This is a genomic window from uncultured Ilumatobacter sp., assembly GCF_963980585.1.
Classification (GTDB): Bacteria; Actinomycetota; Acidimicrobiia; order Acidimicrobiales; family Ilumatobacteraceae; genus Ilumatobacter_A.
This window is the reverse complement of the sequence record NZ_CAXCAM010000002.1, coordinates 1-18,077: the sequence shown is the minus strand read 5'-3', so window position 1 is coordinate 18,077 and position 18,077 is coordinate 1. Positions and strand designations below refer to the sequence as shown.

Genomic DNA, 18,077 nt, shown 5'->3' with positions numbered 1-18,077 from the left:
GCAGCGAGCGCAACGACGTCATTCCAGCATCGAGTAGTCGACAACCACACCGCGACCGTCGCAGTCGGGACAGATCTCGCTGTACTCGGTGAGGAGGCCTTCACCGATGCGCTTCCGAGTCATCTCGACCAGGCCAAGCTCGGAGACGTCAAAGACCTGCGACCGCGTCTTGTCCCGCGCCAGCGAGTTACGGAGCGCCTCAACGACCTTGCCGCGGTTCTCCCGAATCTCCATGTCGATGAAGTCGATGACGATGATGCCACCGATGTCACGCAGCCGGAGTTGTTTGGCGACCTCGACCGCGGCCTCCATGTTGTTGTGGAAGACAGTTTCTTCAAGGTTTGACTTGCCGACATTCTTGCCAGTGTTGACGTCAATCACGGTGAGCGCTTCGGTTCCCTCGATAATGAGCGAGCCACCCGACGGCAGCCAGACCTTGCGGTCCAGGGCCTTGTGGACCTGTTCGTGCACGTGGTGCTTTTCGAACAGCGAGAGCCCTTCCTTTTCCGCGTCGTAGTACTCGATGCGGTCGGCAAGGTCCGGATTGAACGCAGCCACGTAGCTGTGGACATCCTCATGCAACCGCTTGTCGTCGATGATGACACCGCGGTAGTCGGCGTTGAACTCTTCGCGAATAACACGCACAGCCAACTCGGGCTCGCGGTAGAGCAACGTCGGCCGTTGTGCCTTGGCCGCCTTGCGTTCGATTTGCTCCCACTCGTTGAGCAGAATGGTCATGTCGGCGGTCAGTTCTTCTTCGGTCGCCGACTCCGCCGCGGTTCGAACAATGAGACCGTGTTCTTCGGGCTTCACCCGGTCGAGAATCCCGCGGAGCCGCTTGCGCACGTCGTCGGGAAGGCGCTTCGAGATGCCGTACGTCTGGGAATTGGGAATCAACACCACAAATCGACCGGGCAGCGAGATCTCTTGCGTGAGACGGGCGCCCTTGTGTGCAATCGGGTTCTTCGTGACCTGGCAGAGGATGAGCTGCTTGTTCTTGAGAATGTCCTCGATGCGGGCGTTGCTGCCCTTCTGCTCGATGTCGGCCGGGTCGTACTGCACGTCGCTGCGGTACAGCACCGCATTCTTCGGGGTGGCGATGTCGACGAACGCCGCCTCCATACCGGGCAGCACGTTCTGGACCTTGCCGATGTACACGTTGCCGTGGATTTGTGCGACGTCGTCCGCTGGCCGGCTGACGTAGTGTTCGATCAGATTCCGCCCTTCGAGCACGGCCACCTGGGCCATCCCCGGACGTGACTGCACGCACATGAAATAGCGTCCGATCGGCTTGCCGTTGCGTTCGCGTCCCCGGCGTTGTTCGAGCCACGCGTCGTCCAACTGCTGCGTGCCGCCTTTGCCGCGACCACCGCGACCACCGCGACTTTTCTTGCGTTGGCCGTCGCTCTGTTTGTCGCCCTGCTTGGTCCGCTGCTTGGCGCCCTTGGGCTGATCGTTGCCGCGCGCTTCGCCAGGCTCGGAGTTGCCGCCGCCGCCTTTGCCACGCCGATTGCGCTTCTTCTTGGGTGCGTCGCCCTCGTTCCCGCCCTCCGACTGCCGGGAGATTCCGGGCGGAGGTGACGACGGAATCGGCATCGTGTCACCGATCTGGGGCTTGCGCACCAAACCGCGTTCGGATGCCTCAGCAGACGGCTGGCCTTCGCTGATTCGCTCGGGGAGCTCAATGTCGTTCTTGTCGTTCGATGCCGACTCGTTGGCTTCGCCCGCGGGGCGCCGGTTCTGGCCGCCTCGTGATCCCCGCTTTCGCTGCTTGCCCTGCCCGCCTGGCTCAGCGCTGTCCGAGCCGGTCTGAGCCGCGTTCGTACTGTCGTTGGTGTGATCCATGTTGAAGAAGTTCCCTTCTGGGGAGAAGCGCACAGGCGTTCTCCGGAGCAGGTACGTGCAGCGAGTGATGGTCGCGCTCGATCCCGGCGTATTCGAACTGTTGATGTGGCCCCGTCACCAACGCGTCGGATGCGGTGAGTCTGGCCATCTCCTCAATCTACCGGAGCACACGCCCAAGCCAGGTGAGGGTCAGCCAGCTACGGACCGATCTCTCTCGGTGAAATCAACGCATCCGGCGCATATGTACGGACTGCACGAGACCGAACATGGCGAAATAGACGATCAGGCTTGACCCACCGTACGAAATGAACGGCAGCGGCAGGCCAGTCACCGGCATGATCTGCAAGGTCATCCCAACGTTCTGGAAGATCTGCCAGAGCAACATCGTAAACACGCCGGCACAGATGTACGTACCGAGGAGGTCACGCGAGAGGTGCGCAATCCTCCAAATTCGGATCAGCGCCACGCCGAACAGCGCCAACATGGCAGCACAACCGACCAGGCCGAACTGCTCGCCGACAGCAGCGAAGGGGAAGTCAGCCCACATCACAGGAATGTCGCGTCCGTTCGTCAGCGGCCCCTGCAACCAACCCTTGCCCCACACGCCGCCCGTGCCGATCGCACGCATTGCATTCTCGGCCTGATACGTGAAATCGGAGTCAATGCCGTCCGGGTTGATGAGCGCTTCGAGCCGGGTGATCTGGTAGCGATCGACGAGGCGGCCAAAGAACGCCGCAGCGACGGTTGCGATGGAGAGCACAGAAATCAATGCGATATACCGCACTTTGGCACCAGCGACGAGCAGGACACCCATGGCCATTGAGATGATGACCGACGCCGACCCGAGGTCCGGTTGGAGGACGATGAGCACCGCAGGCACTCCGACGATCATCAGCCCACCGAGGAAACGCGGGTATGACACCTCGTCGCTGCGCTCCTGGGCGAGATAGACCGCCAGCATCAGCAGCGTGGTGAACTTGGCCATCTCAGCCGGTTGCACGTTGAACGGGCCGAGGTCGAATGAGATTCGGTCTTGACCGCCTGCCACACCGAGCAGGATCAGCAACACGAGCACGACCAGTGTCAAGCCGTACAAGAATGTGGCGCGCTCCTTCCAACTCTCGTAATCGAAGGCCATCACCACCGCCATCACGGCTGTCGCAACGATGGCAAAGATGACCTGGCGAGTGGCAAAGGCGTAGGGATCATCGACCACGCGCGTGCGTGATGCCGAGAACACGACGAAGCAGCCGGCAACGGTCAGAATCATCTGAACGGACATCAAGACCCAGTCGATGTTGCGGCTGGGGTCCGCTGGGCTGGCTCCGATATTGCCGAGCCCAGAGTCGGGCTTGCGCGTCAGGAAGGAAGTCGCCATCAGGCGGTTCCTCCGGTTGCTTCGATGCCCACGTGCTCAGTCTTGCCGATTAGTTGCGACGCGAGAAGCAACTGGTGTCGGCGAGCTTTTTCGGTGCGGCCGGAAACGTCTGGTCAACGTTGAGCGGGGTCGAGAGTTCGACGGAGTCGGCCGGCGCAATCCCTGACATCTGGAGGAACATGCACTTGACGACCGGTCCCGCTGCGGTGGCCCCGTATCCACTCTTTTCGAGGTACGCACTCACGGTGTACGGCCGAGACGAGTCGATGCTGTACGCCGTGAATGCAGAGGAATCGTTCCACGGGAAATTGTTCCGCCCCTGGGCGGTTCCGGTCTTCCCCGCGACCGGGATGGCGCTGCTCGGGTAGTCGAAAAAGAGCTTCTCCCCCGTTGCGCTGTGGTAAAAGTCGCTCGTGTTTCCACCACCGGTCCGGACGACGCGTCGAAGACCTCGATCAATCTCATCGTGAATGTTGGCCGGCATCGGAACCTGGCGGATCACCTCGCCCTCAATGTTGGGTTCCTCGGCGAAGCGGGCCCGGGAGATGTCGACAAAGCCCTGCACTGCAGCGTCGGGCACTCCCGCGTCGTAGACCGCCTTGATGATCTCGGGCTTCATCACGAACCCGAAGTTTGCAATCGTCGAGTAGCCCGTTGCGAGTTGCAGCGGCGTTGCCGACAACAAGCCCTGTCCGATGGCCAGCTGCACGTTGTCGCCGGTGAAGTACCCGCTGCCCTCATCCTCGCTGATGACGCCGCGCCTGGCGTAGTCCTCTTTCAGCTCTCGATCAGGCACCGTGCCGGCGAATTCAAACGGTAGGTCGATTCCCGTCTTCTCACCGAAGCCAAACAGGCCGACCTGCTGCTGCAGCAGGTCCTTCTGCTCGTTGTTCTCCATGATCAACTCACCCACGCGATAGAAAAACGCGTCGCTCGAGACGGCGAGCGCTGTCTCGACGTCGACTGATCCGTAGACGCATGGCCGCCCATTGCCACAGGTGGCGTTCTTGTAGACGCACCGCACGAGGCCAGAGGCGCACTTGTCGCTGTCGACCGACTGCATTCTGTACGTGCCCTGGTCCTGGTAGCGGTCGCTCGTGGAAAGGAGATCGGTCGACAATGCGGCATACGCAGTGAAGGGTTTGAAGGTCGATCCGAGGTTGTAGCGGCCTTGGATTGCCCTGTTGACGAGTGTTGATCGATCAGGGTCGGTCTTGACCGACTCGGGGATCACCTCACCCTCGTCGTCGTACTCCAGCGCTTCGATATCGGTGGCGTCGAAGATCTCCTCGAATTTCCCGCCGCTGAGATCCGACTCGAACCAACGGTTGTCGAAGGTTGGATACGAGGCAAGCGCAATGATCTGGCCGGTTTCCCAGTTCTGGACGACCACAGCACCCGCCGGCGCCTTGAAGGGCACCTCTTCAGGGTAGTACTCCTTGATGTTGGTCTCGGCATCGACTTCGTAGAACGCGCGTGTCTTGAACTCGTTCTCGCGATCGAGCGGATTCGTCGCAGTGGCCTGTCGCCTGAGTTTGAGCTGCGTCTCGAGTGCCTGCTCAGCGTATTGCTGCTGATCGAGGTCGATCGTGAGTTGGATGTCTCGGCCGTTGACCGGAGGGACCCGCTCGACTTCACGGATAATGCGACTGGTGTTGTCGACTTCGTACTTGACGTAACCCGACACGCCGTGCAGTTCTTGTTCCATGCTCAGCTCGATGCCGAATTGGCCAACGCGCTCGCTTTGGGTGTAGCCGTTGCTGACGTACAGGTCCTTGGTCTCGGCGGTGATGGCACCCATGTAGCCAACGACATGGCTCGCAAGCGGCGCATAGGGGTACGTGCGTGTCGACGTTTCAACGATCTCCACGCCAGGAAGGTCTTCCACACGTTCCTTGATCGCGATCGCCGTCGCTTCGCTCAGCCCCTCGGCCACCGGCATCGGGAGCAGCGTGTCAGTGATCCCGCGCTCGTAGCGTCGCTCCATGTCTTCAACAGCAACGTCGACCCATCCTGAGAGTCTCCGGAAGATCTCCTCGCGGTCACTGTCCCGACGGAGCAGCTCCCAGTCCACGGTGACCGCCAGCGATCGCTGATTGTCAGCAAGGATTCGGCCGTCGGCGTCGAAGATGCGACCGCGCTGCGGCAACAACGCTCGAGTCCGAAGCTTGGTGGTATCAACCTGCTCCTGGAGCGCTTCGGCTTCAACGGTTTGGAGGAACCAGAGGCGCGCTCCGACGAGCGAGAACAGCAGGGTCCCGACAAGAGCGAGGACACCCAACCGGGTGGCGCGTTTATCGACTGCCATTGCGTCAGTGTGCCCTTTTCTCAACGTCGATCGACCGCGGTCGCGCCAGGCCTCGGTGGTCGTTCTTCACAGAACCGCAATGTAGCCGTGCAGAGTCGCCGGGTGAGCGCGGCATCCTCTGTTCACCAAACGTTGCGCCGGAGGGTGTTCCTCACGGCGCCGCATCACAGCGTCGGCTCGCGCGGCGGGGCGACCCACTCCGCACTTCGGATCCGGAGGCACCACCGCGCCAACGGAACAAACAGCGGCGAGAGAACACCTGCAGCAATCGCCACAACGGGCACGATCAGTGTGAGTCGCGGCTCAAAAGGGTCGCTCGCCCCAATGAACAACCGGGTGACCGGCACCATCACCTCGCCGACAGCTGCCCCCATCATTGTGAAGAGCATCGCCAACCACCAGTGCGGCTCGGCAACGATGATGGCCAGGAATCCAGCAACGGTTCCGGCAATCGTCATCGGGATCGCTGTCGAACCAATCGGCAGGCCTTCCAACATGTCGTACATCACACCGAGAACGAAGCCGGCCATGGCCCCGCGCTCGGATCCCCCGGCGGCACCTGCAGCGGCGGCAAGCGCCAGCACCACCTGAATGGTCACGCCTGCGATCGTGATCTCAACAAACAACGACCGTTGGAGGGCGAGCAAGAGCATGCCAACTGGGATCAGCCGAATGACGGGACCTTGCCAGATTGCCGCCAACATCAGCCCGCTCCGAGGCGGTCGGGTGATGTCACTCCCGCTCGACTTCGGACAGCGGCGTGTAGAGCACGACCCGCAGGAAGTTCAAGCGTGTCACGTCGGCGTACGGCTGCACATCGAGGAGCGGACCGCCGGGGCCGGATCGGTCGGCACGGTTGACGGCCACACCGATCGGGATGTCGGGCGGCGCAAGGCTGTCGAAGCCCCCAGCGGTGACGACGAGGTCGCCTTCCTGGAGCACCGCGAGACTCGGGTTGTCTTGCAAGAACCGAATCTGCGGGATCAACCCCCGCCCGCGCCCTTCGAGCGCACCGAACTCCTTCGCCGTCAGGTTCGGCACCGTTGTCGTCGTCGTTGTTGTCGTGGTCTCGATGACCTCGCCATCGACCGGCAACGCCCCGGCGGGGCTCTCTCCATCGTTGGGGTCGAGTGTCGTCGACGTCGCGTTGACCGGCAGGTCCCCCGAAGTGGGGTCATCAACGCTGGCCGGGTCACCGTTTGCTCCGTCGTTCTGCGGCAACGACGACTCGGATGCAAGCACATCGGTGACCAGCGTGGTCGCGACGAGGTCCTCGAGTTCTTCGTTGGTCCGCCCCGAGGGGCGGGTGTCCGTCGGACCCAGATCTGCAGCTGGAGCGGCCTGCACACGCACCGGGACCACGTACCTGGAGTCGGTGATCAACATCACCTTCGCTGTGTTGTCGGTGACACTGGTGATTTTTCCGATGAGGCCCGCCTGGTTCACCACGGGCATGCCGACACGGACACCACGTGTTCGGCCGATGTCGATCTCGATGATCTGGTCGAGGTTGTTCGACGACGCGCCAACGACCTTGGCGACCTCGGTCGGAATGCCGGCAAGAGAATTGAGGCTGAGCAGCGCCTTCAGCTCCGCTGCCTCCTCCACCGACAGGCGAGCGGTCGCCTGTGTGCCGATCAACCGATCGAGTTGGTCCTGCAGCGCTTCGTTTTCACGTTCCAAGTCGTCGTACTGAGTGACGCCATTCCATGCTCGGCTCACGGGCGTCGTGATGACATCCGTCGCTGATTCGATCGGCGCCATCGCACGAGCAAACCCGTCGCGGACACGATCGAGGACAGGGTTGCCGCGCAGGTCCAGCGTCAGCAGCAGGACGAGAGTCAAGAGCAGCGCAACGATGACGCGGCGTCGTCCGACTGTGTAGATCGCCATCTCAGAAATCTTCCACGATTCGGGAACGCAGCGGGCGCGGGCGAATCAGTTCTCGCCGCCGAGTGACATCAGACCGCGCATGGCATCAATGTTCTCGAGAGCTCGACCTGAGCCGATGACGACGCTGTACAGCGGCTCGGCGGCAACGCGGATCGGCATCCCGGTCTCGTGCGCCAAACGCTCATCCAGACCACCGAGCAACGCACCGCCGCCCGTGAGCATGATGCCGTCCTGCATGATGTCGGCCGCAAGTTCTGGCGGGGTCTTGTCGAGCGTGGTCTTCACGGCATCGATGATGGCGTTGATCGGCTCTGCAAGCGCTTCGCGGATGTGTTCGGTGGTCACCTGGATCGTGCGCGGGAGACCTGAGATCAGGTCGCGGCCGCGGATGTCGGCTGTGAGCTCTTCTTCCAATGGCCATGCCGAGCCCATCTGGATCTTGATCTCCTCGGCTGTTCGTTCGCCGATCGCCAAGGAGAACTCTTTCTTCACGTACTGCAGCACAGCATCGTCAAGTTCATCACCGGCGACACGCACCGATTGTGCGGTGACGATGCCACCGAGCGAGATGACCGCCACTTCGGTGGTGCCGCCGCCGATGTCGACGATCATGTTGCCGGACGGTTCGTGCACGGGGAGATCCGCACCAATTGCCGCAGCCATCGGTTCTTCGATGATGTGCACCGGCTTGCGAGCACCGGCGTATTCCGCAGCGTCTTGCACTGCGCGCTGCTCGACGCCGGTGATGCCCGACGGCACACAAATCACCATGCGCGGTTTGCTCCACTTCGACGCGTGCACCTTCTGGATGAAGTAGCGAAGCATCTTTTCGCACACCTCGAAGTCGGCAATGACGCCGTCCTTGAGCGGACGAATCGCCTTGATGTGATTGGGCGTGCGCCCCATCATGCGCTTGGCTTCAAGGCCAACGGCCACCGGACGCCCGTCATTGACGTTAATCGCCACGACCGACGGCTCATCGAGAACGACGCCTTGGCCACGAACATAAATGAGGGTGTTCGCCGTACCGAGATCGATGGCGAGGTCACGCCCCAGGCTGAGCGGGTTATTGCGGGCCATATTCTGGCCCTCCCTTCGCGAGCTGAAAATTCGAGTGCTGTGGAGGTGCGCGACACCAACGACGTCGCACCTCGTTCCCGGTCACCGTACCAGGGCGGCGGAATGTTACAGATTCGGGAAGAAGATGCCGATCTCGCGCTGGGCCGACTCGAGTGAGTCGCTGCCGTGCACGAGGTTCTCGGTGAAGAGAATGCCGAGGTCACCGCGAATGGTTCCAGGCGCAGCGCTCCGCGGGTTGGTCGCGCCCATCATGTTGCGCACCACTTCCCACGTGTCTTCCGGGCCTTCGATGACCATAGCGACGACGCGTCCGCGGCTCATGAACTCGACGAGTTCGCCATAAAAGCCCTTGCCGACGTGCTCTTCGTAATGACGAGCCAGGGTGTCTGCGTCGAGCTGACGGAGCTCCATTGCAACGACGTCAAGGTTCTTCGCCTCGAAACGCGAGGTGACCGCACCGATGAGCTTGCGCTCCACGGTGTCGGGCTTCAGGAGGACGAGTGTGCGATCAGACATGGCCATCAAAGCTATCGGTGGCAAACAGCAACCCGCGCTCGTTTGCTCTCCCTCGTCCAGTTCACCTCGCGTCAAGAATGGACAGGCCGAGCCGAGATGGCAGGCCAGCGTTGGTCAGTTCGCGTGGCGCTGCAACACAGCGCGAGCTGCGCCAGCGGTGTACAAGCTCCCGGTGGCCAACACAGCGTCGTCGCCGTCGGCATACTCCATGGCCCGAACGCAAGCATCTTCAACCGTGTCGAACGAAGCAATGTTGTCGCAACCGAGGGCCTTGGCAGCCTCAACGACTTCGCGCACGTTGACGCCGCGCGGCGACGGTGCTGTGCACGCGAAGACCATGTCGAACTCATCAGCGCGGAGCGCCGCGAGCATCTCGCCCGGATCGCGCAGCGTGCCGAACACGAGGAGACGTCGACCGTCTGGATGGAAGTCGTCGAAGAACACTTGGGCGCACGTGTCGGCGCCGGTCGGGTTGTGCGCACCGTCAATGATCGTGAGGGGCTGCCGGCCGAGCACCTCGAAGCGACCGGGCATTGCGACTTCGCCCATGCCTTCGGTCACGATCTCTTCAGATGGAGGCGCCGCAAAGAACATCTCGACGGCGGTCAGGGCGACGGCTGCGTTGACACCCTGGTACGCGCCGTGCAACGGGATGAACACATCGGGATAGATGGTCGTCGGTGTGCGGATGTCAAGCATGCGGCCACCGAGTGCCAGGGCATTGCTTTCGACTTCGAAGTCGTCGCCGCGCACGATCACCGATGCCGCGCCCGCCGCCTGAAAGATCTCCACGAGTTCAGGACGCGTCTCACCGATCACTGCGGCACAGCCGGGCTTGATGATCCCGGCTTTCTCAGTGGCGACGTCGACAAGTGTGGGGCCAGCAAACTCGTTGTGGTCCATGCCGATGTTGGTGACGACTGCAACCGTCGGGTTGACGACATTCGTCGCATCCCACCGACCGAGGATGCCCACTTCGATGACCATGACATCCACAGCGGTGTCGGCGAACCAGCGGAACGCTGCAGCAGTCATCACCTCGAAGTAGCTCGGGAAGAGTCCCACTACGGGTTCGAGTTCAGCGACGGCGCCCACGACCTCGGCGAGTTCCACGTCGCTGATCGGCTCGCCGTTACGCCGAATCCGCTCGTTGATGTGCTCGAGATGCGGGCTCGTGTATGTCCCGACGGTCAGGCCCGCAGCTTCCAGCATGCGCGAGATCATTTGCACCGTCGAACCCTTGCCATTGGTTCCCGTGACATGAATGACCGGCGCACAGTGCTGCGGATCGCCCATCGCTGAGCAGAACGCCTCAATCACTTCGGTCGATGGCGAATCGATACGCCCCGTCTTCTGATACGACGCATGATCGTCGAGATACCGCAGTGCCTCAGTCATCGTGAAGGCTTCCGTCATGACAGGTTGAACCTCACCAAGAAGAATCTACGGGCAGCGAAACGGTTTCCGAGATGACACACCGCTCGCGGCCAGAACCCGCGGTCAGAAGTTGTGCCTAGGAGGCGGCTTTGCGTTGGCGCGCCGGCTTACGCGGCACCAAGGTTGGGTTGACCTTGTCGATGACCGTCTTGCGGTCGATGACGACCTTGCCGATGTCTTCCCGGCCCGGAAGGTCATACATCGTCTCGAGCAACACTTCTTCCAGGATCGCGCGTAGACCGCGGGCACCGGTCGCACGGAGCAGTGCCTGATCGGCGATGGCATTGAGGCCGTCCTCGGTGAACTCCAGCTCGACATCTTCGAACTCGAACACCTTTGCATACTGCTTGACCAGGCTGTTCTTCGGCTCGGTCAGAATACTCACCAGCGCTTTCTGGTCGAGGCTGCGCACGGCGCCAACCATCGGCAAACGGCCGATGAACTCGGGGATCATGCCGAACTTCACGAGGTCTTCAGGGAGCACCTGGGCGAACAGTTCGCCGGGATCGCGCTCGACCTGGCTGCGCACAGTGCCGTTGAATCCAACGCCCTTGTGACCAATGCGTTGTTCGATGATCTCTTCGAGGCCGGCAAACGCGCCGCCGAGGATGAACAAGACGTTGGTGGTGTCGATCTGGATGAATTCTTGGTGCGGGTGTTTGCGTCCGCCCTGGGGCGGGACCGAGGCAGACGTACCTTCCAGAATCTTCAGCAGCGCCTGTTGGACACCTTCGCCCGAGACGTCACGCGTGATCGACGGGTTCTCGCTCTTCCGTGCGACCTTGTCGATCTCGTCGATGTAGACAATGCCTGTCTCGGCACGCTTGACGTCGAAGTCGGCTGCTTGGATCAACTTGAGCAGAATGTTCTCGACGTCCTCGCCGACGTAGCCCGCTTCGGTGAGCGCCGTCGCATCAGCGACCGCAAACGGCACGTTCAGCTGGCGGGCAAGTGTCTGCGCGAGGTGGGTCTTGCCGCAACCGGTCGGGCCAAGCAGCAGAATGTTCGATTTGGCCAATTCGACTTCGTCGCGTCGGCCGACCGTGGTGGCCTGGCTCTGATACTGAATGCGCCGGTAGTGGTTGTAGACGGATACGGCGAGGATCTTCTTGGCCTCGACTTGACCGACGACGTAATCATCGAGGAAAGCTCGAACCTCACGCGGATTCGGCAGGTTGTCGAAGCTGAGCTCAGCCGTTTCGGTGAGTTCCTCTTCGATGATCTCGTTGCAGAGATCGATGCACTCGTCGCAGATGTAGACGCCAGGGCCCGCAATGAGCTTCTTGACCTGCTTTTGCGACTTACCGCAAAACGAACACTTCAACAGTTCGCCTGTGTCACCGAATTTGGCCACTGTTGTTACCCCTCAACATCCAACGAGTTCGTCGTTCTGCATTCTGCCCGACCGAGCTGGCCGGGAGCGAGACATTGTGCCCCACCTGCCGATTCGAGTCGTGGATACCGCCGAGAACCCGAGGTCAGCGGATCGGGCCGTCCCGGTCCACCGTCTCACGCGACGAGATCACTGTGTCGATGATGCCATACTCCAGCGCCTCATTCGCTTCCATCACGAAATCACGGTCGGTATCAGCGTGGATGCGCTCGATGGGCTGACCGGTGTGGTGAGCGAGAATGCCGTCCAGGATCTCACGCATCCGCAGAATTTCTTTTGCGGCCAGCTCAAGATCGGTGACCTGGCCGTAGCCGACCTGGCCTGACGGCTGGTGCAGCAACACTCGTGAGTGCGGCAGCGCGAGCCGCTTGCCCTTCGTACCAGCGGCGAGCAGCACAGCGGCTGCCGAAGCTGCCTGGCCGAGGCAGATCGTCGCGATGTCGTTCTTGATGAACTGCATCGTGTCGTAGATCGCGAACAACGCCGTGATGTCGCCACCAGGGCTGTTGATGTAAATGCTGATGTCCTTGTCGGGGTTCTCCGACTCGAGGTGAATCAGCTGCGCACAGATGAGACTGGCGATCTGGTCGTCGACCGGCGTCTGCAGGAAGATGATGTTGTCCTTGAGCATCCGGCTGTAGAGGTCGGAGGCGCGCTCGCCACGACTGGTCTGCTCGATGACATTGGGGACCAGGTAGTTCTGAGCGGCGTACTTGTCGGCGGGGAGATTCATGACTCTGCTGCTTCCTCGGACGTCTCGTCCGTGCCTTCTTCGTCGTGGTTGTGGTCGTGAGTGTGGTTGCCGTCTTCGTCGTGCGTATGGCCAAGCACCAGGTCACGATCGAGCGCTGCGCCGTTCTCATCGACGAAGTCGACGTTGTGCACGAGCCAGTCGAGCGCCTTGTTTTTCTTGATCTGTGCAAGCAGCTCAGAGACCGCATCGTTCTGCTCGTATGCCTTGCGGATCTCCTTGGCCTTTTGGCCGTACTGCATTGCCATGCGGGCGTACTCGCCCTCGATCTCGTGGTCCTCGACCTCGAAGTCTTCGGCGGCAGCGACGGCACGCAGCGCCAGGTCGCTCTTGACGGCCTGCTCGGACTGGCCCCGCATCGACTCAATGAACTGTTCGGGTTCCTGTCCGGTCATCTCCATCCACTGGCCGAAGTCGATGCCCTGGGCCTGGAATTGCTGCATCGTGTTCTGCACCCGCTGGTTGAGGTCAGAATCGACCATCGGCGCGGGAGCTTCGATCTCGCTCAGCCCGGTGAGCGCATCGGTGATCTTGGTCACGAGACCCTGACGCATGCCGTTGAGCTTTTGCTCGCTGATGCGTTCCTTCAGTGCTGTGGTCCACTCGTCGATGGTCTCGAACTCACCGGTGTTGTCGGCGACCCATTCGTCGGTCATCTCCGGCATGTCCATCTTCTGGACTGCTGTGACCTTGACGGTGAAATCGGCCGCTTCTTCGGTGCCCTTGGGCGTCGACGAGAAAGCGAGCTCGTCGCCGGCTGTTGATCCGGTGACTTGCTCGTCGAAATCGTCGCTGACCCAGCCTTGACCGATCTCGTAGTTCCAGTCCTCGGTGTTCAGACCGATGACTTCCTCACCGTCGCGGGTCGCGGTGAGATCAAGCGTGAGGAAGTCACCCTCCTCTGCGGGGCGATCGGCATCGACGAGTGCGCCTGATTTGCGCAGTTCGGCGTTACGCGCCTCATCGAGTTCGTCCTCGGTGACGTCAAGCACCGGAAGTTCGATCGACAGCGAGTCGTAACCGGGCACCTCGACAACCGGACGGATGGTGCAGGTGGCCTCGAATTCGACCGGCCCTGACTCTTGACCATCGGTGATTTCGACCTCAGGTGTCGAGATGAGGTCGACGCCGTGCTCACGCACTGCCTTCGCGAGATACTCCGGGACGCCGTCGCGAAGCGCCTGCTCGCGAGCCGGGCCGATACCCACCTGCGCTTCGAGGACCTTGCGGGGCGCCTTACCCGGGCGGAACCCGGGCAAGCGCACTTCCTTGGCGATCAGCTTGAAGGCTTTGTCGATCTCAGAGTCGAACTCAGCTTCTTCAACTTCGACGTACAGCTTGACTTGGTTGCCCTCGAGGGCCTCTACAGAACTCTTCACAGGGGCGCGAGTCTACCGGCGGGCCTGTCGGGATCAGCCGAGTCGCTGCAGCGTTGCAGCGCGTGGAACGAGTTACTTTGCGTCGCGCTTGGCGATGCGCTTGGCCGTTCGGCCGATGGGTTCGAGATTGCGGTGGTCAAGGTCGCCGACTTCGGCACCGTTCTCGAAGAGGACGCGGTAGCGCTGCCAGTTGAAGCCGTTCGCAAGAATGACCTTGCCTTCGGTACCGACGGGCACACCGTGGACCTCAGCGGTCGTGCGAACCTTGTCGTTGATCTTCAGAAAGATCTGGCCGTCGTGCGGCGAGGCGAGCTTGTGTGGCTTCCAGAACTCCATCGCTCCCTATTCTGCCTCGCTCCGACGCGAATCGGCGACTTCACCCCATCCGAGGCAAGATCGATCAGAGCCGTCCGGTCAAGTCGGCGGCGATTCGGCGCAAATTCTTCAGTCAGGGCGCATGATCTCGAAGAGGTCGGTGGCGCGGCTGTACGCGTTGCCAACGTGGCGGCCGACGGCGCGCAGCGCTGCTTGGTCGACGCGGGTGCCGTCGAGCAGCGCCTCGTCGACGTGGAACTGGACGGCCTCGCCAATGACGAGGCTATTGCCGTGTTTCGGATGGCCGATGTCGACGATGTCGACGACGACGCATTCGATATTCGCCCTGCACTCCCCCACGATCGGCGGGCGGATCGATTCTGAGGGCACGGCGGTCAGGCCCGCTTCGACAAATTCGTCCACGCCAGGCTCGTGCGACGCTGCCGTGGAATTCATCGCGTCGACAACTTCGTCGGTGACGATGTTGATGGTGAACTCGCCGACCTCTCGAACATTGTCGAGCGTGTCGCGTCGCACGCTGCGGCCAGGGGCGAAGACGAAGGTCGGTGGCGTGCCGCTCATGCAGTTGAAGAACGAGTACGGCGCAAGATTCGGTACTCCGTCGGACGAAATCGTCCCGATCCAGCCGATCGGTCGGGGAACGATGAGCCCAGTGGCAAGCTTGTACGGGTCAGCTCCCGTGAGATCAGAAACAGCGAATCGGGTCTTGGTCACGGCGGCAGTCTGCCTGCCAGGCGTCGCTGGCAACTCATCGAGCAGCCGATGAGTTGGCGGACCGTCACATCACCATCGGCAGCGACCGGGCGCTCAGCGTGCTCGGAGTTCCTTGCGCAGGATCTTGCCAGCCGCGCTCTTCGGGATGGCGTCGATTACCTCGATCTGCCTGACCTGCTTGTAGCTGACGAGGTGTTCGCTCACCAGTTCCTGGATCTCTTCGAGCGTCACGGTCTCCCCTGGTGCCGCCGTGACGAAGGCCTTCGGAATCTCGCCCGCCTCATCGTCGGGCACCCCGATGACGGCAACATCGGCCACCTTCGGGTGCGTGATCAGCAGCGCCTCGAGCTCGGCCGGCGCGACCTGGAAGCCCTTGAACTTGATCAGTTCTTTGAGTCGGTCGACGATCGTCATGTGGCCGTGTTCATCAATAATGGCGACATCGCCCGAGTGGAGCCAGCCGTCAGCGTCGATCGTGGCCGCTGTTGCCTCGGCATTGTTGAGATAGCCGATCATCACCTGTGGCCCCCGCACCCAAAGCTCGCCACGTTCGCCGACCGGCTGGTCCTCGCCTGTCCCGGGGTCGACGATCCGGCTCTCCGTGTTCGACACCGTGACGCCACTGGTGCCGGGGCGATAGTCACCTTCCACCGTGCAGTGACTGACCGGGCTGAGCTCGGTCATGCCGAAGCCCTGCACAACTTCGCATCCCAGTCGCGCGCCTGCCTCGGCGGCCAGCTCGGCGCCGAGGGGTGCTGCGCCAGAAAAGATCTGGCGGACTGACGACATGTCGTACTGGTCGACGATCGGGTGCTTGGCCAGTCCGAGAATGATCGGCGGCACGGCGAAGAAGCGGGTGATGCCGAGGTTCTGTACCGCTTCCAATGCCTCGACCATGTCGAAACGCGGCATCGTGACGGTGGTGACGCCATTGGCGAGCAGGCCATTCATCAATACCTGCATGCCATAAATGTGGAAGAACGGCAACGCTGCAAGCGCCACTTCGTCGTCGGTGTAATTAATCGCATGGTGGAGTTGCTCGATGTTGGCGACCAGGTTGCGATGGGTCAACATCACGCCCTTCGGGAGCCCGGTCGTACCTGAGGAATACGGCAACACGACGGTGTGGGTGGCGAGGTCGACCGCAACTTGCTCGATCGGGTCACCAAACACATCGGCCATCGGTGTCGTGCCTGCCGGGGCATCCCCCATGACGACCACCTCGGTCACGTCGGTGCCCTCGATCGCAGCGAGCGCCGTCTCGACGAACATCGGCACGGTGAACAGCATCGATGCACCGGCGTCCTGAAGCTGATGACGGACTTCGCCTACCCCGTATGTCGGGTTGATCGTGGTGACCGCGCCACCAGCGACAGCGACACCGTGGAACACGACGGCATATTCGGGCAGGTTGGGCGCCATCAGACCAACGACCTGGCCAGGAGCGACCCCGCGTGCTGCAAGGCCGCCAGCGAGCGAGTGAATGGCGTCACCGAGCTGAGCGAACGTGTACGAGCTCGTACCCGCCGCATCGCGGATGGCGACGCGGTCCGCCAGCGCTGACGCGTTGCGCAACACGTGCGCGGTGATCGTGACGTCGGGGATCACGACGTCGGGCAGCGGGCTGTGATGAATGATGGTGGTGGTCACGATGGGGTGCGTCCTCGGTGGCGTCGGTGGATCTTCCGGACAGTACTGCCGGTTTCGCTGCAGAGGAAACCGTCGTGGGGTTCGAGCCGGGCCGAACGGCCCTAGCAACAAGTCGTGCGATCACCGTATGGTCGAGGAGGAATGGCACACGACGCAATGACAGCGGCTGACGCCGTATTTCTCCGGATCGAGACGCTGCACGAACCGCAGCACGTTGGATCTCTCTCGCTGTTCGCTGGCGACGCACTTCGCAACGACACAGGCGCCATTGACCTTGATGCGCTCCGGGCCCACGTGGGTCGGCGGCTCGACCGGGTGCCGCGACTCCGGCAGCGCGTGATGGAGGTCCCGTTCGGGCAAGGTCGGCCCGTCTGGGTCGACGATGTGGGCTTCGACATCGAGTATCACGTACGTCTGACCTCACTCCCGCGGCCCGGCGGGAACGACCAGCTGCTCGACCTGATGAGTCGGGTCCAGGCAATCGCGCTCGATCGGGCACGACCCCTGTGGGAGATGTGGTTTGTCGACGGTGTGGCCGACGATCGAGTCGGGCTGATCATCAAGACCCACCATGCACTCGGCGACGGTATTGCGAACGTCGACCTTGCCATGGCTTTGGTCGACCTCGAGCCAGACCCGGCTCCCGACGTTCCCGCCGATCCGTGGCAGCCGCGCAGCGCCACAGCACCTCGAGACCTGCTGACCGCATCGATGGCCGATCAAGCTCGTCGATCGTTCTCGATCGCCCGCGCCGCTGCGGATGCGGTGCGCGATCCTCGGCCCTTGATCGGTACCGCGACGAGCATCGTTCGAACCGTCCGCGACTTCGTGGTCAAACCTGCACCCGCACCGTGGAACCGCGACGTGGGTGCGCAACGGCGCTGGGTGTCGGCCCGTGTGCCGCTCGAAACGGTGCGGACGATCAGGGAGGGACACGACGCAACGATCAACGACGTCGTGCTGGCTGCCTGCTCGGGCGCGCTCCGCCGGTTTCTGTCCGAGCGCGTCGACGCTCCCCCATCGCTGCCAGCCTCCCTCAAGGCAATGGTCCCGGTGTCGTTGCGCTCCGATGACGAGCACGGCGACACGTTGGGCAACCGGATCTCGCTGATCCTCGTTGATCTGCCAATCAGCGAACCCGACCCCGCCGTCCGCCTCGAACGTGTCCACACGCAGACGAGCGAGCTCAAGGGGTCCGTCATGGTCGACGGTGCACAAACGATCCTTGAACTCGCCGACACCATCCCGCGGCTCGCGCCGATGGTGACGCGTTTCGTCAGCCGACAGATTCCGATGAACCTCGTCGTCACCAACGTGCCAGGCCCGCCGATTCCGCTCTACCTGCGCGGCGCCCCGCTCGTCGAGACCTACCCCTATGTCGAAGTTATCGACAACGA

The 18,077-nt window shown here is 62.1% G+C and carries 15 protein-coding genes; 1 reads left to right on the top strand and 14 read right to left on the bottom strand.

Going from position 1 to position 18,077, the window contains the following annotated elements; genetic code table 11:
• Positions 1-18 precede the first annotated feature (18 nt).
• The 14 genes from ACH2DW_RS00960 to ACH2DW_RS00895 all read right to left on the bottom strand — a co-directional run bounded on the left by ACH2DW_RS00960 (position 19) and on the right by ACH2DW_RS00895 (position 16,680).
• Entirely contained in the window at positions 19-1,845 is a 1,827-nt protein-coding gene (locus ACH2DW_RS00960) for an Rne/Rng family ribonuclease (protein ID WP_394927836.1), read from the bottom strand.
• 223 nt (positions 1,846-2,068) lie between these two features.
• Positions 2,069-3,223 carry an FtsW/RodA/SpoVE family cell cycle protein gene (locus tag ACH2DW_RS00955; protein ID WP_394927835.1) on the bottom strand — a complete coding sequence of 385 codons (1,155 nt, stop codon included), beginning with the start codon at positions 3,221-3,223 and terminating at the stop codon, positions 2,069-2,071.
• Positions 3,224-3,272: 49 nt separating this feature from the next.
• Positions 3,273-5,531 carry a penicillin-binding transpeptidase domain-containing protein gene (locus tag ACH2DW_RS00950; RefSeq protein WP_394927834.1) on the bottom strand — a complete coding sequence of 753 codons (2,259 nt, stop codon included), beginning with the start codon at positions 5,529-5,531 and terminating at the stop codon, positions 3,273-3,275.
• 164 nt (positions 5,532-5,695) lie between these two features.
• Complete coding sequence (locus ACH2DW_RS00945; RefSeq protein WP_394927833.1) at positions 5,696-6,235, bottom strand: hypothetical protein; 540 nt, start codon at positions 6,233-6,235, stop codon at positions 5,696-5,698.
• Positions 6,236-6,263: 28 nt separating this feature from the next.
• Complete coding sequence (gene mreC, locus ACH2DW_RS00940; protein WP_394927832.1) at positions 6,264-7,424, bottom strand: rod shape-determining protein MreC; 1,161 nt, start codon at positions 7,422-7,424, stop codon at positions 6,264-6,266.
• A gap of 45 nt (positions 7,425-7,469) precedes the next feature.
• Positions 7,470-8,504, bottom strand: a complete 1,035-nt coding sequence (locus ACH2DW_RS00935) for a rod shape-determining protein (RefSeq protein WP_394927831.1) — start codon at positions 8,502-8,504, stop codon at positions 7,470-7,472.
• A gap of 105 nt (positions 8,505-8,609) precedes the next feature.
• Complete coding sequence (ndk, locus tag ACH2DW_RS00930; protein WP_394927830.1) at positions 8,610-9,020, bottom strand: nucleoside-diphosphate kinase; 411 nt, start codon at positions 9,018-9,020, stop codon at positions 8,610-8,612.
• Positions 9,021-9,134: 114 nt separating this feature from the next.
• On the bottom strand, positions 9,135-10,436 hold the full coding sequence (locus ACH2DW_RS00925; protein ID WP_394927829.1) for a bifunctional folylpolyglutamate synthase/dihydrofolate synthase: 1,302 nt from the start codon (positions 10,434-10,436) through the stop codon (positions 9,135-9,137).
• Between the two features lie 97 nt (positions 10,437-10,533).
• Positions 10,534-11,811: an ATP-dependent Clp protease ATP-binding subunit ClpX gene (gene clpX / locus ACH2DW_RS00920; protein WP_394927828.1), complete on the bottom strand. Its 1,278-nt coding sequence runs from the start codon at positions 11,809-11,811 to the stop codon at positions 10,534-10,536.
• Between the two features lie 124 nt (positions 11,812-11,935).
• On the bottom strand, positions 11,936-12,583 hold the full coding sequence (locus tag ACH2DW_RS00915) for an ATP-dependent Clp protease proteolytic subunit (protein WP_394927827.1): 648 nt from the start codon (positions 12,581-12,583) through the stop codon (positions 11,936-11,938).
• Positions 12,580-13,980, bottom strand: a complete 1,401-nt coding sequence (gene tig / locus ACH2DW_RS00910) for a trigger factor (RefSeq protein WP_394927826.1) — start codon at positions 13,978-13,980, stop codon at positions 12,580-12,582. Before tig ends, ACH2DW_RS00915 begins: the two co-directional genes overlap by 4 nt.
• A 72-nt stretch (positions 13,981-14,052) precedes the next feature.
• Positions 14,053-14,316 carry a hypothetical protein gene (locus ACH2DW_RS00905; protein ID WP_394927825.1) on the bottom strand — a complete coding sequence of 88 codons (264 nt, stop codon included), beginning with the start codon at positions 14,314-14,316 and terminating at the stop codon, positions 14,053-14,055.
• Positions 14,317-14,424: 108 nt separating this feature from the next.
• A complete protein-coding gene (locus ACH2DW_RS00900; RefSeq protein ID WP_394927824.1) occupies positions 14,425-15,030 on the bottom strand; it encodes a flavin reductase family protein in 606 nt (201 codons plus the stop codon).
• A gap of 93 nt (positions 15,031-15,123) precedes the next feature.
• Positions 15,124-16,680, bottom strand: a complete 1,557-nt coding sequence (locus ACH2DW_RS00895; protein ID WP_394927823.1) for an AMP-binding protein — start codon at positions 16,678-16,680, stop codon at positions 15,124-15,126.
• A gap of 141 nt (positions 16,681-16,821) precedes the next feature.
• Between ACH2DW_RS00895 and ACH2DW_RS00890 the strand changes: the two genes are divergently transcribed.
• Positions 16,822-18,077, top strand: a 1,256-nt coding sequence (locus ACH2DW_RS00890) for a wax ester/triacylglycerol synthase family O-acyltransferase (protein WP_394927822.1), incomplete at its 3' end; no start/stop codon positions are given.

Excerpts from the sequence above, each read along its gene's own strand:
- ACH2DW_RS00960 (WP_394927836.1), bottom strand. The coding sequence starts at position 1,845 with ATGGATCACACCAACGACAGTACGAACGCGGCTCAGACCGGCTCGGAC.
- ACH2DW_RS00955 (WP_394927835.1), bottom strand. The coding sequence starts at position 3,223 with ATGGCGACTTCCTTCCTGACGCGCAAGCCCGACTCTGGGCTCGGCAAT.
- ACH2DW_RS00950 (WP_394927834.1), bottom strand. The coding sequence starts at position 5,531 with ATGGCAGTCGATAAACGCGCCACCCGGTTGGGTGTCCTCGCTCTTGTC.
- ACH2DW_RS00945 (WP_394927833.1), bottom strand. The coding sequence starts at position 6,235 with ATGTTGGCGGCAATCTGGCAAGGTCCCGTCATTCGGCTGATCCCAGTT.
- mreC (WP_394927832.1), bottom strand. The coding sequence starts at position 7,424 with ATGGCGATCTACACAGTCGGACGACGCCGCGTCATCGTTGCGCTGCTC.
- ACH2DW_RS00935 (WP_394927831.1), bottom strand. The coding sequence starts at position 8,504 with ATGGCCCGCAATAACCCGCTCAGCCTGGGGCGTGACCTCGCCATCGAT.
- ndk (WP_394927830.1), bottom strand. The coding sequence starts at position 9,020 with ATGTCTGATCGCACACTCGTCCTCCTGAAGCCCGACACCGTGGAGCGC.
- ACH2DW_RS00925 (WP_394927829.1), bottom strand. The coding sequence starts at position 10,436 with ATGACGGAAGCCTTCACGATGACTGAGGCACTGCGGTATCTCGACGAT.
- ACH2DW_RS00915 (WP_394927827.1), bottom strand. The coding sequence starts at position 12,583 with ATGAATCTCCCCGCCGACAAGTACGCCGCTCAGAACTACCTGGTCCCC.
- ACH2DW_RS00905 (WP_394927825.1), bottom strand. The coding sequence starts at position 14,316 with ATGGAGTTCTGGAAGCCACACAAGCTCGCCTCGCCGCACGACGGCCAG.